Consider the following 20,659-nt stretch of genomic DNA (forward strand, 5'->3'; position numbering starts at 1 on the left):
TCTGGGAGATTTCCGCGTGATGGTGGACGCGAAGGACTTCAAGCAGGCGATGCGCCAATGTGCCGGTGCGGTAGCGCTGGTCACGGTGGGCGCCGAGCACGGCAGGCGCACGGGGCTGACGGTGACCTCGGCCTGCTCGTTGTCGGACAAGCCGCCCTCGCTGATCGTCTGCGTCAACCGCAACGCCAGCGCCCATGCCCGCATCCGGGAGGAAGGTGCTTTCGCCATCAACTTCTTGCATGAGGATCACGCGCTGCTCGCCCTCACCTTCAGCGGCCAGAAGGGCGTCGACGGCGACGATCGCTTCGCCTTCGGGCAATGGACGCGTGGCGTGACCGGCGCACCGGTGCTGGCGGACGCGGTGGCCGCGTTCGACTGCGTGCTGGCGCAGGAGTTCGAGACAACGACGCATTCGATCTTCGTCGGCGAGGTCCGCAGCGCCTCGCATTCCGCTGCCGTCACGCCGCTGGTGTACTTGCGCAGCAATTTCCACACGCCACGAGAACTCCGCGAGAACGTGACGATCGGCGATCTCGACGCACGACATCTGAGCTGGACGGATTTTTCGTAGGACGAGTGCTCGCTTTCTTCCTTCTCCCCTTGTGGGAGAAGGTGGCGCGAAGCGCCGGATGAGGGGTATCTCTCTGCAAACTCACCAGAGTCATACGCGGAGAGAGACCCCTCACCCGTCTCGCCGCGGCGCGGCGAGCCACCCTCTCCCACAAGGGGAGAGGGCAAGAAAGAGCTACTGCGTCGTCTCGATCTTCAGCTGCTTGATCTTGCGATAGAGCGTCGCGCGGCTGAGCTTCAGTGCGCGCGCGGCTTCCGTCACGCGGCCATCATGCTTACGTAGCGCCGCGACAATCGTCGCACGCTCGGCTGCTTCGAGATCAGGCTCCGTCCGTCCGCCAAACGGCGGCAGATCGAGATCGGCATCGGTGATGACGCCATCTTCCGCCGTGCAGCCGGCGAGCCGCAGCACGTGGCGGAGCTGGCGCATGTTGCCGGGAAACGGGTAGGCCGCGAGCTGCGACCATGCCTCCTCCGAGAGCCGGCAGCTCGGCGCCTCCTCGCGCGCGATCTGGCGGATGATGTCGTCGCGGTCGGCGCGCTCGCGCAAGGCGGGCAGGCGCACTTCGATGCCGCGCAGGCGAAAATAGAGGTCGGCGCGGAAGGCCCCCGCTTCCGCCATGCGGCCGAGATCGCGATGCGTGGCGCTGATCAGGCGAATATCGACGGTGACGGGCTTTAGCGCGCCGAGCGGCCAGACCTCGCGGTTTTCCAGAACGCGCAACAGGCGCGTCTGCAAGCCGATCGGCATGTCGCCGATCTCGTCGAGGAACAGCGTGCCGCCGTCGGCCTGCACGATCAGGCCCTTCGAGCCCTCGCGCCGCGCGCCGGTGAAGGCGCCCGCCTCGTAGCCGAACAGCTCGGCGTCGATCAGGCTTTCCGGCATCGCCGCGCAATTGAGCGCGACATAATTGTTGCGCGCACGGTTGCTCGCACCGTGAATGGCCCGCGCGAACACGTCCTTGCCGACGCCGGTCTCGCCATGCAGCAGCACCGGCAGGTTGTGGTCGCCGATGCTTCGGAGCCGCTTGACGCTCCGGATCAGGCCGGGGTCGCGGCCGGCAAGCCGATGCAAGGCGTCGAAGCGATCGACGGGCGCATCGCGGCGCGGCGCATGCGATCTCGCACGCAGGGGCGGAGCAACATGCCCCTGCCCCAACGGACGGCCGTCGCCATGGCGCAGCTCGACGATCTCGCCGCTGCCACGCGCAGCGTGATGGTCGAACTTGAGGTAGCGCGACAGGTCGATGCCGGAGGCGATCATGCCGTCGGTGAGGCCGAGCAGCGCACGCGCCGAGCGGCAGGCACCGACGATGCGGCGGTCGTCATCATAGGCGACGAGGCCGCTGCCGCCGTCACTGGGCACGGTGGCGATCCAGGCATTGCGGAAATGCCCGCGGAAGATCGCACCCTCCATCCGCCGCGTCGCCTCCATCGTCACCGCAAGTGCAAGCTGATGCGCGGCGCGCTCCAGATCCTCACGGCAGGAGGTGATGTTGACGGCGCCGGCGAGCCGGCCGACCGGATCGAACAGCGGCGCCACCGCGCAGGAGAACATGTGCCATTGCGCCCGAAAATGCTCGTCGCGATGCACCAGGATCGGCTTCTGCTCGGCCAGCGCGGTGCCGAGCCCATTGGTGCCCTCGCAAGCCTCGGCGAAGTTCGAGCCGGTGTAGATCTTCCAATCCAGAAACATCCTTGCATCGGCTTCGCCCGGCAGACGGCTGAACAGCATGGTCGCGTTGACATCGGCGAGATTGACGCAGTAGCCGGCGTCGCGCAGCACACGGGCGAGATCGTCGAGCTCGGGCGTGACGAGCCGGATCGTCTCCTCCATCGGCTCGGCGACATGGCGGATTTCGGCTTCGGTGAGCGTCTGGGGTGGGCCCTGGCGGGCGGGATCGAGCTTGTGGTTGACGAGGCAGCGCCGCCAGGAACTCGCAATCCGCGAGGAGGCATCGACGTCGGCCACATGATTGGCGACGGACAAGACACGGGCGACATGGTTCGAGGCCGAGAGGCTGGCCATCGCGGACGTCTCCACCCTGTATTATTGTGCAAAGTCTGGCAGCAAAGGCGGGGATGTCAATCGGGAACCGGGAAAGCAGCTATTGCTGCACCGCCCTCACCACGTGTCGATGCACGGCCGCTTCTTCGCCGTCCTCGGCTCGGGCTTCGGCACCGTGCGCAAGCCCGCCATGATCCAGCGCCGCGTCTCGGCCGGGTCGATGACGTTGTCGATCTCGAACACGGAGGCGATCGAGACCGCCTTGCCGTTGGCATAGAGCTCGGCGACCTTGTTGCGGTAATAGGTCTCGCGCTCCTCGGGATCGGCGATCGCCTCCATCTCCTTGCGGAAGCCGAGGCGGACGTAGCCCTCCAGGCCCATGCCGCCGAACTCCCCGGTCGGCCAGGCCGCGGTGAAGAACGAGGCGTGGAAGCCGCCGCCGATCATCGATTGTGCGCCGAGACCATAGCCCTTGCGCAGCACGATGCCGAACAGCGGCACGGTGAGGCTGGCGCCGGTCACGAACATGCGTGAGACGTGGCGCACGATCGCGGTCTTCTCCGCCTCGGGGCCGACCATGAAGCCGGGCGTGTCGCACAGCGAGACAACAGGCAGATCGAAGGCGTCGCAGAGCTGGAGGAAACGCGCAGCCTTGTCGCCGGCATCGGCATCGATTGCGCCGCCGAGATGGCGCGGATTGTTGGCAATCAGGCCGAACGGCTTGCCTTCGATTCGGATCAGCGCTGTGATCATGCCGACGCCGTAGTCGCGGCGCAGCTCCAGCACGGAATCCTTGTCGGCGACGAGGTCGATCACGCTGCGGATGTCATAGACGCGCAGGCGGTTCTCGGGGATGGCGCGGCGGAGCAGGCGCTGGTCAGCAGCCTCCCAATCCGCCACCGCACCCTGGAAATAGGACAGATATTTTTGCGCGACGCGGGTCGCTTCCTCCTCGTCCTCGACCAGGATGTCGATGACGCCGTTCGGCGACTGGAATGATACAGGGCCGACCTCAGCCGGATGATAGACGCCGAGGCCGCCGCCCTCGATCATGGCAGGACCGCCCATGCCGATCGAAGCGTTCTTGGTGGCGATGATGACATCGCAGCAACCGAGCATCGCGGCGTTGCCGGCGAAGCAATAGCCGGAAACAACGCCGACGACAGGCACGAGGCCCGAGAGCCGCGCGAACTGCACGAAGGACGGCCCGTCGAGGCCGGTCATGCCGAGCCGGTCGGTGTCGCCGGGCCGGCCGCCGCCGCCTTCGGCATAGAACACCAGCGGCACGCGCCAGTCTTCCGCCAGCGTCAGCATGCGATCGATCTTCTTGTGGTTCATGTGGCCCTGCGTGCCCGCGAGCACGGTGTAGTCGTAGGCCACGACGATGCAGCGCGCGCCTTCTGGCCCGAACTTCTCGGCATTGACAGTGGCGACGCCCATGACGAGGCCGTCCGCCGGCGTGTTCTTGATGAGATCGTCGAGCTTGCGCCGGCGGCGCTGCGCCGCGATCGCAAGGCTGCCGTACTCCATGAACGAGCCGTCGTCGACGAGCTGGGCGACGTTCTCGCGAGCGGTGCGCTGGTTGGTGTTGCGGCGGCGCTCGACCGCAGCGGGGCGGTTCTCGTCGAGCGTGTTGGCCTGGCGGGCGATCAGCTCGGCAAGATCGGGACGGATATGGTCGAGATCGATGTCGGCTTCCGCCACCGCGCTGTCGGCGGCGACGTCGAGCGGCTCGAGATAGAGGATCGGCTCGCCATGCATCAGCGTGACGCCGTCACCTGCGACGAGTTTTGTCACCCGCCCGCCCTGCTCGGCCATGACGAGGTGCTCCATCTTCATGGACTCGATCACGGCGAGTTGCTGGCCGGGGCGGACGATCTCGCCTTTCTTCACCTGGATGGTGACGATGGTTCCCTGCAAGGGGGCCGCGACCATCACCGTGCCTTCGGGTACGGCTGGCGCGACGTGCACCTCCGCGCTGTGACCGGCGCCGCGCTCTGCCGCGGCGAAGTAAAGCGGCTTGGCGGCCCCATCCGATGCTTCCACGAGCCTGGCAATGTTGCGGTCGATGAAATCAGTCGCGATGCGGTTGGTCCTGAAATCGGGATGCGCGAGCACCGACTGGAGGAAGGCAATGTTGGTGACGACGCCATCTATCCGGAACTCGCGTAGCGCACGCAAGGCTTTCGCGACGACGTCATGCCAGGCCTCGCTCGGCGTGTGCACGATCACCTTGGCAAGCAGCGAGTCGAAGGCCGCGCTGGTCTTGTAGCCGGCATAGCCGAAACTATCGACGCGCACGCCGGGGCCCGACGGCGGCTCGAACACGGCGAGGACGCCACCGGTCGGATGCGTGGCGCCGGTCTCGTCCAGCGTCTCCATGTTGACGCGAAGCTGCATGGCATGGCCGCGCGGCTTCGGGATCGATGCCTGCGCGAGACCAAGCGAGGCCAGCGTGCTGCCTGCAGCGACAGCGAGCTGGGCGCGGACGAGATCGACGCCGAGCACCTCTTCGGTCACGGTGTGCTCGACCTGGAGCCGCGGGTTGGCCTCGATGAAGGCGAAGCTGTCCTCGGCGGTTCCGTCGACCAGAAACTCGAACGTGCCGAGATTGTCGTAAGACGCGGCGCCCGCCAGCTGCTTTGCCGCTTCGATGATGCGGCCGCGCAGGGCATCGCTCAATGACGGGCTCGGCGCCACCTCGATCAGCTTCTGGTGCCGGCGCTGGATGGTGCATTCGCGTTCCCAGAGATGGGAGATCGCACCATGGCGGTCACCGATGATCTGGACCTCGATGTGGCGCGCCTGCCGGATCAGCCGTTCGGCATAGACGCCCTCGAAGCCGAACGCCGCCTTGGCCTCGGACTGGCAGCGCGCATAGGCTTCCGAAAGATCGGACGCGTTCTCCACCACGCGCATGCCGCGGCCGCCACCGCCCGCCATCGCTTTGATCACGATCGCAGCATTGCTGCCGAGCGAGGTGAAGAATGCCGTGATCTCCTCGAGGCTGGACGGCCCGCTGGTGCCGGCAATGATCGGCACGCCGCAGCGTTTGGCCAGCTGACGTGCCGCAACCTTGTCGCCGAACAGCTCGAGCGCAGCCGGTTTCGGCCCGACGAAGGTGATTCCGGCGTCGGCGCAGGCTTTCGCGAATGCCGCGTTCTCGCTGAGGAAGCCATAGCCGGGATGCACGGCATCGCAAGCTGCGCTCTTCGCCGCCATCACCACGGCCTCGATGTCGAGATAGGCCCGTGCGCCGCGGCCGGGGATCTCAATCGCCTCGTCCGCAACCCGCCCGTGCAGCGACAGCGCATCGTCGGCGGGATGGATCGCGACCGTCGCAATGCCGGCATCGGCCGCCGCGCGTGCGATGCGGATGGCGATCTCGCCGCGATTGGCGATCAGGAGCTTCTTGAACGACATCGTCTCTCTCACTGGACGGCAGCAGGATTTGGAATGAGGTCCTGCTTCCTGACCTTGCCCGTTGCCGTCAACGGCAGCGCATCGATAACGCGGACTTCCGGAACCTTGTAGACGGCCATGCGCTCGGCGCACCAGGCGCGCAGTTCCTGTTCTGAGACCGTGCCGATCGCTTCCGGCTTGAGCTGGATATAAGCGACCGGCACCTGGCCCTTGTCCGGATCATCACGGCCGACCACGCCCGAGCCCAGCACCTTCGGATGCTGCCCCAGCAACGCCTCGATCTCCGGCGGAAACACGCTCATGCCCTTGACCTTCAGCATCTCCTTGCGCCGGCCGAGGAAGTGCAGAAAGCCGTCCTTGTCGATGGTGCCGATATCGCCGGTGCGCAACCAGCCGTCGACAAGCGATTCCGCCGTCGCCTCGGGCTTGTTCCAGTAGCTCTTGAGCAGCGACGGCGTACGCACGCGGATCTCGCCTTCGGCTCCCAGCGGCAGCAGCGCACCGGTCTCGAAATCGGTGATCTTGAACTCGGCGCCGGGGACCGGCAGGCCGACGAAGATCGGCTGGCTGTTGAGGTCGAAATCCCCGTCCTGAAAGCCAGCGGTGAAAGTATTGGAGGTGTGGGTCTCGGTCATGCCCCAGGCCGCCTCCATCAGGATCGTGCCGGTGAGGTCCTTCCAGCGCCTGCGATAGCCGGCGTTGAGCTTCTTGACGAAGGAGACCACGCGCACCTGTTGCAGCGACGACAGGTCGAACTCGCTCCAGCGCGGATGGTCCATCATCTCGACCGCGCTGTCGACCGGCATCGCCGTCATCGTGACCTTGTACTTGTCGATCGCCGCCATCGCGCCGACAGCGTCCCAGCGCGCGAGCAGAACCAGCGTGCCGCCCGAGAACAGCGGGAAGATCAGACCGGAATTCTCGCCCGCAATCCAGAACTCCGGAAAGAACGACAGGAACACGCTGCTCTCATCCGAGGGAAACGAGATGCCGTAATTGGCGGCGGCCGTGTAAACCATATCGCGATGGGTATGCACGCAGCCCTTGGGCATGCCGGTGGTGCCGCCGGTGTAATTGAGCGCAGCGACATCATCGAGGTGGGGCGGCGGCAGCGGGGTCGGTGCGGGCAGTGCCGCGAGCGCCGGCAGGAGATCAGTTGCGCCGGAGACCGCAACGCGCGGCGTGCGGATCGAGTCCGGCGCGGGAAACGCAGGCGCCGCCGGCACGACATCGGCGAAGCTGGTGACGATGATCTCGCGCAGGCGCACCTCGCAGCGGACCTGATCAACGATAGGAATGAGCTGGTCGAGCGCGACGATCACCTCGGCCTCGGTGTCGTTGAGCTGGTAGGACAATTCGAACGCGCGCGACAGCGGGCTGATGGGGACGTGGATCGCGCCGAGCTTCAGGATACCGAAGAACACGACGTGGAATTGCGGGCAGTTCGGCAGGAAGACGGCGACGCGATCGCCCTTGCGCACGCCCTTTGCCTGCAACAGCGCCGCAAAGCGATCGCTCTTCTGATCGAGATCGGCATAGGTGGTCACATGCCCGTAGAAGATCACCGCGGGCCGCTCCGGACTCCGCTTCGCCCAGGTGCGCAGATATTCCGTCAGAGGAACTTCGCCGTGCAGATAGTTCGGCGAGCGCGGCAGGCCGGTCGGCCAGGCTTTGTCCCACAGGCCGCGCAAGGTGGCGAGGTAGTCATTCTCGTCGAGGCCCGTGTTCATGACGTCCTTCCCGTGTTGCTTTTCCTTTCGCGAGGGACGCAAGGCAGCATCGCTCGACCTCGTTACACGTCGAGCACCGCAGAGTTGATGTCAAGGAAAACAGTTTCCCGCAGCACGGCCGATGCCGCGGCGCGGAAAAACCGGAGGTTACGCCGCGACGAGACGAATGATCCGTCGCACGGCAGATGGGATCGGGGCGATGATTGGCGCCGCGAACATCGGCTGAAGCTCGCGCGCCGCTTCACCCAGCGGCCCGCCGCCGATGATGACCGCTTCCGCTCTGTCTCGCACAATGCAGGCCTCAACCGCGCCGGCGAGCGCTGCGCGCAGCTGCGCTTGATCGCGCATCAGCTGTTGCGGATCACCATCGGCGAAGCGCGTGCCGGTGTAGCTCGCGCGCAAACCCAGCGTATCAGGCAATGCATCGATCTTCGCTTTCAGCAACGGCGTCGTGGTCGCCACGCCGAACCGGCGACCGTTCCCGGCGGCTTCCAGCATCGCGGATTCGCCGATGCCGACGGCGGGCAGCTTCATCGCCGCCTTGATCCCGGCGAGACCGGGATCACCGAATGCCGACACGATGACGCCGTCGCACTCGCCGCCACGGAGACGCGCGATCTCCTCGACCTCCAGCGCAGCCACCTCCAGCGCGTCCGCCGAGACGATCATCGTGGGCGCACGCGTTGCCGTGGCGCCAACGATGTCGAAACCATCGGCGGCAGCGGACCTTGCGATCGCCACCATCATCGTGGTGGTCGCCTCATTGCTGTTCGGATTGATCAGGAGGATGCGCGCGCGTCGATCGGAGCTTTGGCCCATCCTCCCGTTATACTAAGCCGCCCGCACGCCCGCAACGAAGGCGCTGACCTCGTCCTGCAGCGATTGCAGCTTGTGCGTCAGCCGGCCGCTCGATTGCAGTACGAGGCCGGCGGCCTGTCCGGTCTCGGCCGTCGCGTCGGTGACGCCGGAGATGTTGTGCGAGACCTGGTCGGTGCCGGAGGCCGCCTCCTGCACGCTGTGCGCGATCGCCTTCGTCGCGGCGCCCTGCTCCTCGACCGCGGCGGCGATCGACGAGGAGATCTCGTTGACCTCCATGATGGTGGCGCGGATGCTCTCGATGTTGCCGACGACCTGATTGGTCTCGGCCTGGATCGCGGTGATCTGCGCGCCGATCTCGTCGGTCGCCTTCGCGGTCTGACTCGCCAGCGACTTCACTTCGCTCGCGACCACCGCAAAGCCTTTGCCGGCCTCGCCCGCGCGCGCCGCCTCGATGGTGGCGTTGAGCGCGAGCAGATTGGTCTGCGAGGCGATCTGGTTGATGAGGTCGATGACCTCGCCGATCTTGTGCGCGGCGGCGGCAAGGCCCTGCACGGTGTCGTTGGTGCGCTGGCCGTCGGCGGCGGCCTTATCGGCGACCGTCGCGGCCTGTGCCACGCGCTGACTGATCTCGGCGATCGAGGCCGATAATTCACTGGCGGCGGAGGCCACCGTCTGCACGTTGCTCGAGGCCTGTTGACACGCGGTGGCGACGAAGCTCGCACGGTCGCTCGCCTTGTTCGCGGTTTCCGACATGCCCTGCGCCGCCTGCTGCATCGCGCGGGCCTCGTCGAAGACGTCGCGAACGACGGCCTGGACGCTCGCCTCGAACTTGCCGGCGAGATCGGTCATGGTCTTGCGCTTCTCCTCGTCGGCCTTCTGCTTCAGCTCCTGCTGCTCGGCATGCATCCGGCTCACCGCCGATGCATTGTCCTTGAACACGGCGAGCGCCTTGGCGAGGCCGCCGACCTCGTCGCGGCGGTCGGTGTAGGGCACGTCGAAGGCGCTGTCGCCGGCGGCAAGGCGCTCGGTCAGCGCGGTGATCCGGGCCAGCGGCCGGGTGACGCTGCGGCCGATCAGGAAGGAGGCGCCGAGCACCACGACCAGCACAGCGAGACAAATATAGGCGAAAGTCATCGCGTTCTGGCGGAAGGCGGCATCGACATCGTCCAGATAGATGCCGGTGCCGATGATCCAGCCCCAGGGCGCAAAGCCCTTCACATAGGAGATTTTCCCGACCGGCTGGTCGAAGCCGGGCTTCGGCCAGAGGTAGCCGTAGAAGCCCGCACCCTTCTTGTTGACGACGTCAACGAAGCCCATGAACAGCGCATTGCCGGCGGGATCCTTCATCCCGGAGAGATCCTTGCCGTCAAGCTCGGGCCTGATCGGATGCATGACCATCTTGGGGGTCATGTCGTTGATCCAGAAATACTCGACCTTGTCGTAGCGCAGACTCTTGATCTCGGCCATCGCGCCGGCCTGCGCCTGCTCGCGCGAGAGCTTTCCTTCGCTCTCGAGCTTCTGGTAGTGCGCCAGGATGCCGTAGCCAACATCGACCATCTGCTGCGTCTTGGCCTGACGGTCGGCGACCATCTGCGTGCGCAGGGTCGAGAGGGCGACCGGCGCCAACGCGATCATGCCGAGGAGGCTGATGCCGACAATCAGGACCAGCTTGAAACTGATGCGGGAGAAAATCATCGGTGCTCACAGGAATTGGAAGGGCTGATATGCCAGATTATCCCGCTTCTCTTAGCAAAGCTTTAAGCATTCGGGTTCCCGACACTCCGAAATTTTGCGGGGACGTTACCGGCACGCTCGTATGGCCACGAGACAAGCGAGACCGACGTCACCCGAGATACGAATTCTTCCAATCTAGAACACCTCGACATCGCCTCTCCGCGCGTTGACTTGGAGAGCTCTTTGGCAGAACGATCGGCGCAGATCATCCGCGCCAGCGCTGGCGTGAGCGCAGCCGGAGGCCAGAAGCACAATGCATCGATCGACATACACCAGGCCCGTCGATCTTCCTGCGCTGAGCGCAGCGGAGCGTCTCTTCATCTGGGGATTTCGGGCGAAGGCGCGTAGCGGAGGCGCCGTCCCGACGGCGGCCGATATCCAGCAGGTGTACGACCATTTTCGCGTCGGCGATGCCGTGCTGTCGCTGGATTCCATCATCGAGATCTTTGCCTGCACCGCGCATACCGCGATCGAAGTGCACTGCCCCACCTGTCCGCGCATGTCCGACAGCGAGCGCGGAATCTTGCGCGCGATTGCCGCGGCCCAGCAGGACCGCGTCGATGTCGCGCGCGAGCAGTTCGAGCGCTGGCTGCCGCCGATCGGCGCCGATTGGGCGCTCGCGCCGGTCCTGGGGCTTGCGACGATCTTCCGCATGGCCGGCCTCGCCCTGCCCGACCGGCACGTGCAGCCTGTCGAGCATGACGGGATATTGGCGATGAAGAGCTGGTTCGTGGGCAGCGCGACGTTGCATTGACGAGATCGTTCACGATGCGGGCCAGTTGCGATTCCGAGCCGACGTCGGACGCTGGTGAGCCGCTGCTCTGTCCACTCCAGGCCGCGCTTGCGACCCGGCCGGACATCGACAGCTACGATGATTTTTCCCGCCTCGCGCTGGCGCTGCTCCGCTTCATCGGAGCGGCCTATGCGACCGGCGCATCGGATTGCTGGGAAGCGGCCTATCGCTTTGCCGAGGAAGCGCCCGGCATTGCCGACAGCCCGCTGCTGGTCGCGCGCGCGGCCGCGCTCGTCAGGATCCTGCGCAAGGAGCGGCCCTGCGAGCTGTGCTTCATGCCGCCGTCCTGCAGGCGGCTTTCCAAGGACGAGGCGGAATTGATGCGACTGCTGGCGGTCGCGCGCCGCAAGCAGCCGGGCGAGCTCGAATCCACCGTTGGCCAGGTCGTTGGCTCCGGCAAGGAGGATGCTGCGACACGCGCGGTCAACGCGCTCGCGCTGTGCTGACACCTATCCGCCATTCCTGCCGAGCACGAGATCGATCGTGTGCGCGGCGATCTTGCGCAATTGGGGCTCGTCCCCGAAGGCACGCTCGAGCACGGCGAGGCCGCGCGTCACGGTGACGATCTGCAGCGCCGCAGCCGCGGGATTGCCGTCGAACTCGCCCCGCGCCGCGCCAGCGGCCAACGTGTCCTGAAGCAGTGCGGTGATGCGCGAGATCAGGTTCGCAAAAGCCTGGCGCGCGTTGTCGTCGAGCCCCTCGCCTTCGGCGCCGCCGAGCTCCATCAGCCCGCGCGTCGTCGGACAGCCGCGCGGCGGCGTGCCCGAGCGGAAATTGGTGATGGTCAGATCGAAGAACGCGGTGAGGCGCTTGCGCAAGGAACCTGCCCCGAGCGCCTTTTGCAGCTTGGCGAGATAATCCCCCGCGTAGCGTTCATAGGCCTGCAGGAATAGCGCCTCCTTGCTGCCGAAGGCATTGTAGAGACTCCCGCGCTGGACCGCCGCATCGCGCGCAATGTCGGACAGCGAGGTGCCGCGCACGCCCTTGCGCCAGAACTGGTCGAACGCGATGCGCAGAACCTCGTCATGATCGAACTCGCGCGGTCTCAAGCTTGGCTCCGCAAAGTATTTGACATGCCGTCAAGAATATGCTTTCTCGACATCGTGTCAAAAACCGATCGAGATTGATAGTCCGTTTTTCTGAATTGGCCGAGCCGGCGGCGTTCACATCGCCGTGTCAGCCGGGACCGCATGCAAAGGGCCGCGTGATGCCTCTCCTCCACATTTCGATGCGCGCCGGTAAGCCGCAAAGCTACCGGCAGGCGATTCTGGACGGACTTTACCGCGCGATGCGCGAGGCCCTGAACGTGCCCGAAGGCGATGCGTTCATGGCCATCACCGAGCATGAGCCGGCCAACTTCCGCTGCGGCAATGCTTACGGCGTCGAGCGCAGCGAAGACGCCCTGCTGATCCAGATCACCGTGTTCGCCTCGCGCACGGCCGAGCAGAAGAAAGCGCTGTATCGTCGGATCGCCGACCTGCTCGGCGAGAACCCGGGGATCAGGCCCGAGGACGTGTTCGTCAACGTGCTCGACGCGCCCAAGGAGAACTGGTCCGTCGGTCACGGCATCGCGCAGTTCGCGTGAGGTGCACGGCGACGGATTGCCGGTCGAAGACTGAGATTCAGCGTCCCGCATGCGCACCGTGGTGACGGTGATACGCGCTCGGGGTAGGCCAGGTCCAGCCTTTCAGGGCCGTTCGATCCGGCTCGAAGATTTCGATCTTGAGCGGATGGCATGCCGCGGCATCGCTGGAATGGGTTGCGCTGCAGTCTCCACCTGGACAGGCCGACAGCGCGCCGAGCAGGTCGATCTCCGCGAAGAGCTCGATGAAGTCGCCGGGGCGGACCGGACTTGCCTTCATGAAATATTGGTGCGTGTCCCTGGTGAAGCCGGTGCACATGAAGACGTTGAGCACGTCGTGGACATGATGCTCCACTGCGGCCGGATCCGCCTTCAATTCGGTGGCGAGGGCGCGGGACAGGTTGGAGTGACAGCAAAAATCGTAAGCCGTGCCGTTCAGCAGGAGATTTGTGTAGGGATCGCAGCGCGTGCCGATCACATCGTGAATGCCGGCACCGTCCGCGTCGAAGCCGTACCAGCCAAGCGTATCGTGGCTGATGGTCACCATCGGCCGAAGATAGGGCATATTACTCCAGAGCCGGTCACCGATGCCGACATGCGTGCCATGGAGCGCCCGCGTCTTGCCGCTGAAGAAGCGCTCGGAGAGATCGTCTGCATTCCAGAGATTGAGGTCACCGACCTGAGGGCCTTCGATGCTCACGATGCGGAAGAACTGGCCGCGCGCCACGCGAAAGGCACGGGCATCGCGTGGCGGCACGATAAGCTCGTGCGTCTTGACCGCAGCACGGCGGGCTGCTTCGAGCGTAGCCATATCCGGCCCGGGCATCGTCCCGGCCGGATAGACGATGGCCGGCTTGGCAGCGCGGCGCGAGGCGGCATCAGCGGGGGCGAGTGGCATATTTGGCGGCATAGTTCGGCCTCGGATCGACTCGGCAAGAGGAGAGGTGGTGGCTAATGGCGGAAGCGGTTGACCCTACCCCCTCACCTCAGCCGCCGGCAACGCACGCCTCCATGACTTCATCGAGCTCCGCCTTCGAGAGCATGCCAAGCTCGGCAATGAAGACGATGCGCGTCCGCGCCGCGCCCGGTGTCGGCGCATCGCCAGGCGCCAGGGTCGCCCGGCCGGCGGCGAACTGAAACACCATCGTGCGGCCGGGCTGCTCGATGGTTTCGAACAGGCCCTTGGCGCGCGCCAGCTTCGGCGCAAGGCGGCTGATGGCCTGCTGCAGGCGCGGCAGCGAGACCGGCTTATCCGAGGTCCAGCTCAGTGCCTCGAAGCGCTCCTCCGCCGGCCGTTTCGGTCCCACCTCGCGCGGCGCCGGAGCGCGGTCGGCACCGGCGGGAAACAGCAGCGCGGGCGGAATCTCGCCGTGCTGTGCCTCGACCACCACCGCGGGCACGCGCTGGGCGCGGATGGCGTCACGCATCCGCACCCCCGCGCCCGCGCCCGCCAGATCCAGCTTGCTCAATGCCACGATATCGGCGACGCGCAGCTGCGACCGCATCAGCGCGTCGTCCAGAGCCGAAGGCGGTGTCCCTGCGTCCAACACGCAAAGCACCGTCTCCAGCTGCGCCTCGCGCAGGATCACGGGGTCCATTAGGTTGCGCACGATGTCGGCGGGATCGGCAACGCCACTGGTCTCGATGACGATACAATCGGGCTTGGGATCACGCCGCAGCAGCGTCGAAAGCGTGCGGAGCAGATCGCCCTCGAGCGAGCAGCAGATGCAGCCATTGGCAAGGCTGACCACGCCGTCGCTCGCGCCCGCGATCAGCTCCGCATCGATGTTGATGGCGCCGAAATCGTTGACGACGGCAGCGATCCGCCGCCCCTCCGCATGCGCCAGCAGATGGTTGACGACCGTGGTCTTGCCGGCCCCCAAGAAGCCCGTCACCAGGAGAATGGGGACCGCCATGGATCAGCCCTCGACGATTGGGCGGCGCACGGGCCTGCCCGGCCGCGCGGTCACATCGAGCATGCCGTCGCTGATCAGCACCTGGCCGCTGACGACAAGATGCCGGACGCCCTCAGAGGGCCGGTTCATCGCGGTGAAGGTCGCACGGTCCGAGAGCTTCTCGTAGTCGAACACGACGATGTCAGCATCCGCGTCCTTGGCGAGCCGGCCCTTGCTCCGCATCGCCGGCGTGCTCTGCGAGAGGATCTCCGCCGGGATCAGCGCGCATTTGCGCACGCCTTCCAGCAACGACAGGGCTTTACGCTCGCGCACCCATTCACGGATGAACTTCGTGAAGCAGCCGGCCGAGCGCGGATGCGAGGTCGCATCATCCGGCAGCGGCCAGGCATCGCCGGTGTAGGTTGAGCCGTCCGACAGCGTCCACGGCATCGCGTCGGAGGCGATCGCGCCGCCGGGATACAGCACCGACATATCGAGCAGGTCGCGGTGGTGCGCATTGTTCTCGGTGTCGAGAATGTGCCAGAGCACCAGCGAGGACGGCTCCTCGGCCTGCGCCTTCAAGAGCTCCTCGCGGTCGTGGAAGCGGTAGCCGTCGGTGACGCGCTGCACGGAATCGTAACCGGTGCCGTTGCGCTCGACGAACTGGGGATCACTGAAGAAGGCCGCGGCCAGCACGGTCGAGCCGGTGCCGTAAGGATAAGCCTCGACCGTGATCGGCAGGCCCTGTCCTTGCGCCTTCTCGATCAGCACGCGGCAACGCTCGACGTCGGTCTTGCTCGACGAGTTGAAATGGCAGATGTGCATGTGCGCGCCGGTGGCGCCGGCATAGCCGATCAGGCGGATATAGGCTTCCACTGCGCTCTCGGGATCGATGCGCGACATGAAGGCGACATGGGTGAAGGTGGGGACGTCCTGCTTCGCGGCCAGCTGGCACACTGCGGTCAGCTCCTGCACGCCGGCGCCGGGCGCATAGGCGTTGAGGATGCCGATGCCGATACCGCCTTCGTTGAGGCCGCGGGCCAGACGCTCGAGAATGCCCGAGACCTCCGCATCGGTTGCGACATTGTCCATCCAACGGCGGTCGCGCATGGCGTTGCCGAACGCTTCCAGCGAGCTCTCCGCGTTGGAGCCCGTCATCGCGCCGATGCGGGCAAAGGCCCAGTTGGTGGCCGCGCCATAATTCAGCACGCGGCCCTTTCGCGCCTGGCGCTCATACCAGGACCCGACCGGCAGCACGCCGGCCTCGAGATCGAGGGTGGTCGTGACGCCGTCGAACGCCTGCATGCGATCGGCCGGGATCGACTGGCCATGGGCATGCAGATCGATGAAGCCGGGCGCCACCACGAGGCCGGTGGCGTCGATCACCCGTTCGGCGCCGCCGAGGCCCGTGCCGACGGCGGCGATCTTGCCGTCCACGACCGCCACATCCCCAACGGCGTCCATCCCGCTCGCGGGATCCACCACCCGGCCGCCAGAGACCACCAAACCGCTCATCTCGTCACTCCGAAAAGCAAATTGCCAGAATTTCCGAAGGCCCGGCAGCAGCTTCGGAGGCGCATCGGCGCGCATAGTGCATATTCTCGTGAGAACGACCACCACCACTGATGCCGATGCAGCATGCTTGCAAGTGAGGCCGGTGAACGCAGGAAGTGTATCGGACCGGAGCCCAACAATGCCGCTGCGTCAATCCGCCGATCCAATCGGCATACCCTCGCGTTCTCGCGGCTTGATCCGCCCGAGCTATGCTCCGCTTCACACACCCCTCAAGGAAAGGGCGCAGGGAAGACCGGGCGCCAGCTGGCACCCATAAGACCCCTGCGCTGAACGAATGCACACGCAGTGCACAGGGGAGACACAGGGCAGCCGAAACCAGGCCTTCCCTGCGCGATGGTTTGACGGCCTATGCCGCGCTCTCCCGGGAGCCGAGTTCCTTCTGGCCTCCCTCGCCTCCGCAAAAGTCACGGCACCGCGCCGGTTGACGCGATGACGTCTTCGCCAAGGCTTGACCGTAGCAACGACGGCCAGGACCACACGGTTTCGCCGTACGCAGGGGCGCCGTTCGTCTTCGCGGGTCCCGCATGCTCACGAGGTTCATCTCGCCCTGCACGCGCAAGCTCCGCCTTTAACGCCGCCCGCGTCCACCGCAACTTCCAGCCCGCGCTCGAAACGACGTACGACCGCCCCTTGGTGGGCTGGAATGGTCGATACATACGACAAATCCGAATTTCGGTAAGTGGAATATTTTCGGCGGGAGGGGTTGACAGCGGATCGGTTCTTGGCCGACGTACGTGTGCACCTTGTTGAGCGCAACGTGCGCACGTATATCGGACAGGCGAGAACGACACCCGGCGGCTGCCCAACGGACCCCGCGATCAACAAGGCGTCGGCTATCACACTAGCGGTAGACGAGACGCAGCTTGCGAGTTAAAGTTGATTCTTGATCCAAACCTAATTTCCGCGCGCCCGTTGAATTAAGGACAAAGCAGATCTCAATTCGCCACTGGGATAACTTCTTTGAAGGGGACTTTATTGAAAAAGTCATCAACTCCTTGGGCCTCAACCACGCGTACGATCTCGCCCCAAATCGCTTCGGGTCCCTTGTAGCCTTTCCGCAACTCCACGCGGCGTCCAATTCTCACAAATTTGGGCGTGTACTGTCTTCCAAATCGACGAAGCTCCCATTTCTTTTGACCCGAGCAAAACCAAGTGAAGGGCTGCTCTGCCAAAGGCACAAACAATCGGTCCATCTTCGAGGGGGGCTCAGAGGGTGGGGGCCCAGTAGTAGAGGCGCCTATCTCGGCCACCGCGGGGTTTTTGAATTCTTGTGAAGGTCGGTGCCAAGCGAAATCCAGCTGCTTGCAAGAAGTCGCGTCCCGCATTTTCTTTTTTGAGGAGCCTCTGTGCATCTTGCAGCCTCTGACTAGTCATTACTTCGACGTATCTTGATCCTGGCACTAATGAAGCGGCCTGTCGTCTACATTCCTTGACAAGCGCTCGGCCAATCCCGTGAGATTGGACATCCGGTTCAACTGCTATTGCATCTGAAACAACGCTAAATCCGAACTGCGGATGATCGAGCCAATTTTCAAATGATCGCGCTCCCTAAGAAGATCGCGCACGTCTCCGCCCAGACAGACTCCGCGCTCACCGCCAGTCGAAGGTAGCGCGAGGGACAGGCGCCCCCTGATGCGGACCCTGAAATTCCTATGCGCACAAGAACTCCAGACCGGAACGCCCGGAGGCTGCGCGTCGGACAAGCCGTCCACTCAGTTCTGCCGGTGAATGGTGATGTTGATGCGGACGCTGCCAAGAGCACCCAACAGCTTCGAGCCCTTTTGCCTATCGCTTTTGCTCGCCGCCCACTTCACGGCCGCAACCGAGTCGCGCTTTGTCCCGACACCGCCTCCGACACTGGTGTCGAGTTCTTCGACCCGACAGCTCGTCCATGCAACCGGCCGCGACACCACTCTGCCGTCTTCTCGCCCCCATTGTCCTTCAGGGAGCTGGACGGGGCGGCGTTACGGGGGGCAAAGTTCCCGAGGTTCCGTGTGATCGTCCGAAGTCTCCTGCAACGCGACTGCCGTCCTTCCGTTTCGCGCCGCGCTCTCCTTGGCGGGCTCCTGTCGGCGGGCAGCGCGCTGGCGCTCGGCGGATGTGCTGGCCTCGGTGCGACCGGCGCGCGCTACGACGCCTCCTCGCTCTCGGTCGACCCGACATTGCTTGTCGTCACCACGCGCAAGCCCGTGAACGGTGCTCGCGCGAAACCCTGGTTCGGACCGGAGCGTGCCGCAAGCATGACGGTCGCGCGGGCGAAGCTGACGGCGCCGGACGAGAGCCGGCTTTCCCTCGCCTCGGTCGGACTCGAGAACTGGCGTCTCGACCGGATCGAGCCGGTCCCGGCCGACGCCGGCGATCTCGCTGCGCAGGCCGGCGGCGGGGACGTGCTGATCTATGTGCACGGTTTCAAGCAGACATTCGAGACGGCGGTGCTGGATGCAGCCCACCTTTCCGATGGGATCAAGTTCCGCGGCCGGACCATGGCGTTCTCCTGGCCTTCCAAGGCAGGACTGTTCGACTACGCCTATGACCGCGACAGCGCGATGTGGTCGCGCGACAATTTCGAGCGCGTGCTCTCTGCGCTGGTGTCGGCGCCGGGGGCGGGGCGCGTGCACATCGTCGCCCACAGCATGGGAACCATGCTGACCCTCGAAAGCCTGCGCCAGCTCCATGGGAGATACGGCGACACGGTGACGAGCAAGATTGGCGCGGTGGTGTTTGCCGCGCCCGACATCGACATGGACGTGTTCTCGTCGGCGATCCAGCGCATCGGCCCTCTCGCCGGCAAGATCACGGTGATCGCCTCGACCAACGATCGTGCACTGGCGCTGTCGGGGCAGCTCGCCGGCGGCATGACCCGCGTCGGCGCGGCCGAGAAGGCCGCCATCGCAGGGCTCGGTGTGCGCGTGGTCGATGCCTCCCAGGAAGGCTGGGGCATCATCAACCACGATTTGTTCCTGTCGAATACGGAAGTGCAGCGGGTGATCCGCCGCTCGATCGACGGCACGACGGCGTAGGAGAGCGCCGAGCCACGCGAAAAGCCTGCTCCTGCCCACACCCGTTGCGGCTCCGAGGGGAATTGCATTGCAGCTTGCGGATGGAAGACCTATGTTGGGTAGCTAGTCAGGCAGCCGCCCATCGAATGGCGAGAGTCTGCAGGATCGCCTCACGGTGGATGGTTTCCATTCCGCATCGGAGGTGATGCCATGGCCATTGCTCCCACCCTCCAGAAATACCTCGCCGCTGAGAACATCCAGTACGAGGTGATCCCGCACGAACTCAGCATGACGTCCGCCCGAACGGCGCAGGCATGCCATATCTCCGGCGACCGCCTCGCCAAGGGCATCGTGTTGCGGCGCGACGGCGGATACGTGCTGGCCGTCTTGCCCGCATCGCATCACCTCCGCCTGTCGGACCTGAGGACAAGCCTCGGCGACAATGTCCACATGGCCAATGAAACCGAGATCAATCGGCTGTTCAGCGACTGTGCACACGGTGCAGTTCCTGCCGTCGGCAAATGCTACGGATTGGATATCATCGTCGACGACAGCCTCGAGGCACAGCCGGACATCTATATGGAAGCCGGCGATCATGAGACGCTGCTTCACATGGGTCACGCGCAGTTTGCGCGCCTGACGGCCAACGCACCACACGGCCGCTTCAGCGCGCATGACTGAGGACCTGTGCGCCGCCCATTGTCCTTGCGGCCCTGGGCGGGAACTCTAGCCGCAAGTTCGCCGTCATACCGTTCCGCAGGGTGGCGGCGAAAGTGTCTGCGCTTTGTCTGGTCGGAGTTCGGAAGATGGGGGTGCCGCTGCATTGCATCAACGCACTTGAAACCCACGAACGGAGGCTCGCCATGAAAGTCAAAGACGTGATGCACAAGGGTGTCGACTGGGTCAGCCCCGACACCCCAATCACCGAGATTGCCAAACTGATGCGGGCACATGACATCGGCTGCATTCCGATTGGCGAGGATGACAAGCTGGTCGGAATGGTGACCGACCGCGACATCGTCTGCAAAGGACTCGCGAGCCACAGCTTCGATGCCGGCCGCGCGACGGCACGTGACGTGATGACCGAGGGCATCCATTGCTGCCGCGAGGACGATGACCTCGCCAAGGCGATGCATCATATGGAGAAGCTGCAGGTCCGCAGGCTGCCGGTGATCAACAAGAGCAAGCGGATGGTCGGCATCATCAGCCTGGGTGACGTCAGCCATTCCTCATCGGGTGACATGCTCACCGAGACCGTCAGAAGCGTTTCGGCGCATCACTGAAGTTACCGCCAAAACGTATGGCCACGGCTCCTCTCGCGATCCGCCCGAATAGGGTTGAGTGGGAGCCCGAGTCATGCGCTCGTGGTGCAACTATCGCGCGGCGCAGAAGCGACGACGCGATGCGGTTCATTTGCGCCGGAGCGAATGCAAGTTGCGCCGGAATGGATGCAAGGCCCGTTCACTCGATCACGTCATCATCGATGACGCTGCGACGCGCAACCTACCACGATGTGTTTCTTTCGAATGCG

Annotated in this window: 17 protein-coding genes; 7 read left to right on the plus strand and 10 right to left on the minus strand. The window is 65.0% G+C overall.

From position 1 onward, the window contains the following. The first annotated feature begins 16 nt into the window (after positions 1 to 16). Positions 17 to 571: a flavin reductase family protein gene (locus XF30_RS35105; protein WP_109145247.1), complete on the plus strand. Its 555-nt coding sequence runs from the start codon at positions 17 to 19 to the stop codon at positions 569 to 571. 174 nt (positions 572 to 745) lie between these two features. On the opposite strand, the gene XF30_RS35115 is transcribed toward XF30_RS35105, so the two are convergent. From XF30_RS35115 to XF30_RS35135, 5 genes are all read right to left on the minus strand, one after another. Beyond that, positions 746 to 2,599 (minus strand): sigma-54-dependent Fis family transcriptional regulator, encoded by a 1,854-nt coding sequence (locus XF30_RS35115; RefSeq protein WP_192893344.1) that lies wholly within the window; start codon positions 2,597 to 2,599, stop codon positions 746 to 748. A 96-nt stretch (positions 2,600 to 2,695) separates the two neighbouring features. Continuing rightward, positions 2,696 to 6,001 (minus strand): acetyl-CoA carboxylase family protein, encoded by a 3,306-nt coding sequence (locus tag XF30_RS35120; RefSeq protein WP_192893345.1) that lies wholly within the window; start codon positions 5,999 to 6,001, stop codon positions 2,696 to 2,698. A gap of 8 nt (positions 6,002 to 6,009) precedes the next feature. After that, a complete protein-coding gene (locus XF30_RS35125) occupies positions 6,010 to 7,731 on the minus strand; it encodes an AMP-binding protein (protein WP_109145251.1) in 1,722 nt (573 codons plus the stop codon). A 147-nt stretch (positions 7,732 to 7,878) separates the two neighbouring features. Further along, the gene (locus tag XF30_RS35130; protein ID WP_109145252.1) at positions 7,879 to 8,550 is read right to left on the minus strand and encodes an aspartate/glutamate racemase family protein; all 672 of its coding nucleotides are present in this window, start codon (positions 8,548 to 8,550) and stop codon (positions 7,879 to 7,881) included. Positions 8,551 to 8,562: 12 nt separating this feature from the next. Then, positions 8,563 to 10,245: a methyl-accepting chemotaxis protein gene (locus XF30_RS35135; RefSeq protein WP_109145253.1), complete on the minus strand. Its 1,683-nt coding sequence runs from the start codon at positions 10,243 to 10,245 to the stop codon at positions 8,563 to 8,565. A 292-nt stretch (positions 10,246 to 10,537) separates the two neighbouring features. Here XF30_RS35135 and XF30_RS35140 point away from each other — a divergent pair, with 292 nt between their 5' ends. Together XF30_RS35140 and XF30_RS35145 are read left to right on the plus strand one after the other, a co-directional pair. Then, on the plus strand, positions 10,538 to 11,038 hold the full coding sequence (locus XF30_RS35140; protein ID WP_109145254.1) for a hypothetical protein: 501 nt from the start codon (positions 10,538 to 10,540) through the stop codon (positions 11,036 to 11,038). Between the two features lie 14 nt (positions 11,039 to 11,052). After that, the gene (locus XF30_RS35145) at positions 11,053 to 11,523 is read left to right on the plus strand and encodes a hypothetical protein (protein ID WP_109145255.1); all 471 of its coding nucleotides are present in this window, start codon (positions 11,053 to 11,055) and stop codon (positions 11,521 to 11,523) included. 3 nt (positions 11,524 to 11,526) lie between these two features. Here the strand turns inward: XF30_RS35145 and XF30_RS35150 are convergent, their stop codons facing one another. Next, positions 11,527 to 12,126, minus strand: coding sequence for a TetR/AcrR family transcriptional regulator (locus XF30_RS35150; protein WP_036009632.1), 600 nt, complete (start codon positions 12,124 to 12,126; stop codon positions 11,527 to 11,529). A gap of 158 nt (positions 12,127 to 12,284) precedes the next feature. Between XF30_RS35150 and XF30_RS35155 the strand changes: the two genes are divergently transcribed. Next, positions 12,285 to 12,662, plus strand: coding sequence for a tautomerase family protein (locus XF30_RS35155; protein ID WP_109145972.1), 378 nt, complete (start codon positions 12,285 to 12,287; stop codon positions 12,660 to 12,662). 37 nt (positions 12,663 to 12,699) lie between these two features. Here XF30_RS35155 and XF30_RS35160 read toward each other — a convergent pair whose 3' ends face one another. From XF30_RS35160 to XF30_RS40235, 4 genes are all read right to left on the minus strand, one after another. After that, the gene (locus tag XF30_RS35160; RefSeq protein ID WP_502696149.1) at positions 12,700 to 13,557 is read right to left on the minus strand and encodes an urea carboxylase-associated family protein; all 858 of its coding nucleotides are present in this window, start codon (positions 13,555 to 13,557) and stop codon (positions 12,700 to 12,702) included. An 88-nt stretch (positions 13,558 to 13,645) separates the two neighbouring features. Further along, a complete protein-coding gene (locus tag XF30_RS35165) occupies positions 13,646 to 14,575 on the minus strand; it encodes a CobW family GTP-binding protein (protein WP_109145257.1) in 930 nt (309 codons plus the stop codon). A 3-nt stretch (positions 14,576 to 14,578) separates the two neighbouring features. Then, positions 14,579 to 16,144 carry an amidohydrolase family protein gene (locus tag XF30_RS35170; protein WP_275945334.1) on the minus strand — a complete coding sequence of 522 codons (1,566 nt, stop codon included), beginning with the start codon at positions 16,142 to 16,144 and terminating at the stop codon, positions 14,579 to 14,581. A 1,191-nt stretch (positions 16,145 to 17,335) separates the two neighbouring features. Next, positions 17,336 to 17,611, minus strand: coding sequence for a GNAT family N-acetyltransferase (locus XF30_RS40235; RefSeq protein WP_109145258.1), 276 nt, complete (start codon positions 17,609 to 17,611; stop codon positions 17,336 to 17,338). Positions 17,612 to 18,123: 512 nt separating this feature from the next. Here XF30_RS40235 and XF30_RS35180 point away from each other — a divergent pair. From XF30_RS35180 to XF30_RS35190, 3 genes are all read left to right on the plus strand, one after another. Then, a complete protein-coding gene (locus XF30_RS35180) occupies positions 18,124 to 19,149 on the plus strand; it encodes an alpha/beta hydrolase (RefSeq protein ID WP_109145259.1) in 1,026 nt (341 codons plus the stop codon). Positions 19,150 to 19,338: 189 nt separating this feature from the next. Then, entirely contained in the window at positions 19,339 to 19,809 is a 471-nt protein-coding gene (locus tag XF30_RS35185) for an aminoacyl-tRNA deacylase (RefSeq protein WP_109145260.1), read from the plus strand. A 182-nt stretch (positions 19,810 to 19,991) separates the two neighbouring features. After that, complete coding sequence (locus XF30_RS35190) at positions 19,992 to 20,411, plus strand: CBS domain-containing protein (protein ID WP_036009620.1); 420 nt, start codon at positions 19,992 to 19,994, stop codon at positions 20,409 to 20,411. Positions 20,412 to 20,659: the final 248 nt, after the last annotated feature.

This window comes from Bradyrhizobium sp. SUTN9-2 (genome assembly GCF_003122645.1).
In the GTDB taxonomy this organism is placed as follows: domain Bacteria; phylum Pseudomonadota; class Alphaproteobacteria; order Rhizobiales; family Xanthobacteraceae; genus Bradyrhizobium; species Bradyrhizobium yuanmingense.

What these genes read in the sequence shown, in the direction of transcription:
- XF30_RS35115 (WP_192893344.1), bottom strand. Translation starts at nt 2,599, where the DNA reads ATGGCCAGCCTCTCGGCCTCGAACCATGTCGCCCGTGTCTTGTCCGTC.
- XF30_RS35120 (WP_192893345.1), bottom strand. Translation starts at nt 6,001, where the DNA reads ATGTCGTTCAAGAAGCTCCTGATCGCCAATCGCGGCGAGATCGCCATC.
- XF30_RS35125 (WP_109145251.1), bottom strand. Translation starts at nt 7,731, where the DNA reads ATGAACACGGGCCTCGACGAGAATGACTACCTCGCCACCTTGCGCGGC.
- XF30_RS35130 (WP_109145252.1), bottom strand. Translation starts at nt 8,550, where the DNA reads ATGGGCCAAAGCTCCGATCGACGCGCGCGCATCCTCCTGATCAATCCG.
- XF30_RS35135 (WP_109145253.1), bottom strand. Translation starts at nt 10,245, where the DNA reads ATGATTTTCTCCCGCATCAGTTTCAAGCTGGTCCTGATTGTCGGCATC.
- XF30_RS35140 (WP_109145254.1), top strand. Translation starts at nt 10,538, where the DNA reads ATGCATCGATCGACATACACCAGGCCCGTCGATCTTCCTGCGCTGAGC.
- XF30_RS35145 (WP_109145255.1), top strand. Translation starts at nt 11,053, where the DNA reads ATGCGGGCCAGTTGCGATTCCGAGCCGACGTCGGACGCTGGTGAGCCG.
- XF30_RS35155 (WP_109145972.1), top strand. Translation starts at nt 12,285, where the DNA reads ATGCCTCTCCTCCACATTTCGATGCGCGCCGGTAAGCCGCAAAGCTAC.
- XF30_RS35160 (WP_502696149.1), bottom strand. Translation starts at nt 13,557, where the DNA reads ATGCCACTCGCCCCCGCTGATGCCGCCTCGCGCCGCGCTGCCAAGCCG.
- XF30_RS35165 (WP_109145257.1), bottom strand. Translation starts at nt 14,575, where the DNA reads ATGGCGGTCCCCATTCTCCTGGTGACGGGCTTCTTGGGGGCCGGCAAG.
- XF30_RS35170 (WP_275945334.1), bottom strand. Translation starts at nt 16,144, where the DNA reads ATGCGCGCCGATGCGCCTCCGAAGCTGCTGCCGGGCCTTCGGAAATTC.
- XF30_RS35185 (WP_109145260.1), top strand. Translation starts at nt 19,339, where the DNA reads ATGGCCATTGCTCCCACCCTCCAGAAATACCTCGCCGCTGAGAACATC.
- XF30_RS35190 (WP_036009620.1), top strand. Translation starts at nt 19,992, where the DNA reads ATGAAAGTCAAAGACGTGATGCACAAGGGTGTCGACTGGGTCAGCCCC.